Annotated in this window: 3 protein-coding genes and 1 other RNA gene; 2 read left to right on the plus strand and 2 right to left on the minus strand. The window is 32.2% G+C overall.

The window, feature by feature from the left end:
• Positions 1-202: 202 nt before the first annotated feature.
• Together QZZ48_RS15155 and QZZ48_RS15160 are read right to left on the minus strand one after the other, a co-directional pair.
• On the minus strand, positions 203-1,879 hold the full coding sequence (locus QZZ48_RS15155) for a glycoside hydrolase family 3 N-terminal domain-containing protein (RefSeq protein ID WP_294967096.1): 1,677 nt from the start codon (positions 1,877-1,879) through the stop codon (positions 203-205).
• Positions 1,879-2,352 (minus strand): hypothetical protein, encoded by a 474-nt coding sequence (locus QZZ48_RS15160; protein WP_294967097.1) that lies wholly within the window; start codon positions 2,350-2,352, stop codon positions 1,879-1,881. The genes QZZ48_RS15155 and QZZ48_RS15160 overlap by 1 nt, the downstream gene beginning before the upstream one ends.
• A 57-nt stretch (positions 2,353-2,409) precedes the next feature.
• On the opposite strand from QZZ48_RS15160, the gene QZZ48_RS15165 reads away from it, so the two are divergent.
• Together QZZ48_RS15165 and ffs are read left to right on the plus strand one after the other, a co-directional pair.
• The gene (locus tag QZZ48_RS15165; protein ID WP_294967098.1) at positions 2,410-2,751 is read left to right on the plus strand and encodes an Hpt domain-containing protein; all 342 of its coding nucleotides are present in this window, start codon (positions 2,410-2,412) and stop codon (positions 2,749-2,751) included.
• 59 nt (positions 2,752-2,810) lie between these two features.
• Positions 2,811-2,908, plus strand: an RNA gene (gene ffs, locus QZZ48_RS15170) — signal recognition particle sRNA small type.
• The last annotated feature ends 214 nt before the right edge of the window (positions 2,909-3,122 follow it).

Raw genomic sequence — 3,122 nt, forward strand, 5'->3', positions numbered from 1 at the left:
TAGAGCTTTTTTATAATCCATTATAGAAATACCTTGGTTTCTTACCAATATACAGAAGTTTGCAAGGGTTTTCAAACCCCCATATTTTTAATTAAGTCTGAAGTTTTGATTTTTGTTTGGGCTAAGATGTAAGAAGTGACAGCTAGTATTAAAAAGTAAGCCCCAAAAACAGACCAATCAAGAAGAGAAAAAGAACTCTGCATTATGGTTTTTTAAGTCCAAGTTCTTTAACACTTCTTCTAACTATATTCATAAACCTTTCTCCAGGATCGGCTTTTTTTGTTCTATAAAGAGGATTTCTTTCTAACCATAGTGGACTATTTTCCATCTCTAGATATTCATGATGACCGATGAGGTAGTCGATGTTAGGATATTTTGCTTTTAGATACTTTACAAGTCTGATGTTTGATTTTAATTGCTGTGGAGTTAAATCATCTTTGACATTACTCTCTCCACCAATATTTTCTACTCCGATACTTGAGAAATTAAGTCCTATAACATGTCTTGCCATAAAGTTATCAGGCATAAGTTGGTAAATTGTCCCATCACGATCTACTAAAAAGTGTGAAGAAACATTTAGTGCTCCAGCAGCTGCTATATCTCCTCTGTCACCGTAAAGAAGATTGCCTTTGAGTCTTTTAAAAGATTTCTCAAAACTCATAACCGCAGTCCAGTGCAGAACGATGACCTTTGGTTGTATTTTTATGTTTTTTACATCAAGAGCATAGTGTTGTTTTATGTAGGATTTTGTCATATCTATGCGCTCTTTATCAAAGCTTATTGGTTTTTGGATTATAGAGTTTTTAGTATGAAGATTTTGTATTCTTGTATTTGCTTCTTTGATTCTTTTCTTTGAAATAGCCCCACTTTTAACCTGAGAGTATATGAGGTTAACTAACTCCTCGACATTGTTAGATACCAACTGATTTCCAAAAAGTAAAATATCAACACCTGAGTTTATAGCTTTTGTAACTGTTTGTTTTAGAGTGTAGTGTTTTGAGATAGCTTTCATTTGAAGGTCATCACTGATTAGCACACCTTTAAAGCCCATCTTTTCTCGAAGAAGTTTAGTATTAATTTTATGTGAGAGTGTTGCAGGATATTTAGCATCAAGGTGTGAGTTAAAAACATGAGCACTCATAATCATGTCTACATTGTTTGCATCTATAAGATTTTGATATGGAACTAACTCTTCTTTAGTCCAAGTGTTAGAAATATCTACAAAACCCTTATGCGAGTCTCCAAGTGAAGAGCCATGACCTGGAAAGTGTTTTAAAACGCTTATAACATTATGTTTTGTTTGAGCATCTATCACTATTTTTGCGTACTCAGTTACTTTTTTACTTGAACTTCCAAAAGAGCGCTCAAGTTGTGAAATTACTTTGTTTTTTGGATTTACATCCAAGTCAACAACAGGAGCAAAATTACAGTTTATATGATTGTCCTCAAGCATCTGTGCTAGCTTGTTATATGTACTTTTGACTTTTTTTTGTGAGAGAAGAGAAGCTTTTTTAGCTGATGGGATTTTTTCAAAACCATAATAATCTTTTAGTCTTGCTACTTTTCCACCTTCTTGATCAACTGATATTAAAAGAGGCTGTTTTGAGTACTCTTTTAATTTTGAAGTCAGTTCTTTTAGTTGCGCAGGTGAGCTTATATTTTTAGTTTTACTTCTATCTTTATAAAACTTATCAAATAAGATAACTCCGCCGAGGTCGTATTTTTGAATCTGTTTTACAATATCACTATTTTTATTAACACTTTCATTCTCAAATCCAATAACAAGCATACGCCCAATCTGTTTTTTTTGTTTCATCTCCTCAGATGAGCTTGCATCTAGAGTTAAAAGACTTAATAATATTAATATAATATATTTCATTAATTGACCTTAAAATTTATTGTCTTGTTTATATCATCTATAACATTAAAAATAAGAGATTTTGTCTTCTCTTTAGTGACTTCTTGAGGTTCGAAATGGTCTGAGACTACTTTAAAAATATATTTGTTTTGTATATCTTTAGTAGCTCTTATAAATCCATCAGACTCCATATCTACAAGTTCATACTCGCCATCACAAGAAACTTCAGAACTTACACAGGTAAGATTTGACTCTCTTGCATCTATAAGCTGACCAATAGAGAACTTTTTATCTCCACCACATATTCCGACATTGATGATTGTGTCATCTTCAGTCATAGTCTTTACAACTTCTTGAGTCGCTTCAAACATATTCTCAGCACCCATACCACTAACTATAAGCCTTAGTTGTGAGTTTTGTTTGTTTTTTGTAAGTTTGTATTTATCAACAAAAGCTTGAGCTTCTGATTTTAGAGCACACAGTATATATAACATTTTAGAATCCTATGTTACAATTGTAGTTAATTATACATAAAAGATAGGAACTCAAACATGCCAATTTTAACACCAAATTACGCAAATATTTCACATGAAGATATGGCAAATGCAATCGGTTTAAAAATAAAACATATACCTATGTTGCTTAGTAGCTTTTTACAAGAGACTCCTCCAATTTTACAAGCACTAGAAGATGCAATAAATGAAAAAGATTATCCAGCAATAAAAGAACATGCGCACGGATTAAAGGGAAGTTCTGGAAATTTAAGATTTAATGAAATATATGAGATGTCAAAAGAGTTAGAATTTGCAGGGGCAGATGCAAATCAAGATTTTGAATATGAGGCATATTTACAAGCTATAAAAGATGCAGTAGCAACAATTTCAAGCGACTAGAAAGTTATTTGAAAAAAGCTTTGTTATTTAAAAATAATTGGCTATAATTTCGTCGCTCTTCTTTAGACCTGTGCAATGATGTTTTAGGACAATGTGTCAGGGTAGGAATACAGCAGCACACCTTGATTCGTCATGTGCCGCAGGTATCTGGAGAAGGGTACTTCTTAAAATATAGTTTTTTATCCAATTTCTTCGTTAAAATTTCGTCATTTACAATAGTAAACTCTTCAATTTTGCCTTGAACTTGAACAAAACACTAAATTTTATATTATTAATCCGCCAATTCCAACAACAAGTGCAATTTCCACCTAAATTAGCTAGCTAATCTTTTACTCATTTCACTGAAAAACACTTCATACGGAGTTTTGTAT

Origin of the sequence: Sulfurimonas sp. (genome assembly GCF_016744025.1) — a bacterium.
Lineage (GTDB): Bacteria > Campylobacterota > Campylobacteria > Campylobacterales > Sulfurimonadaceae > Sulfurimonas.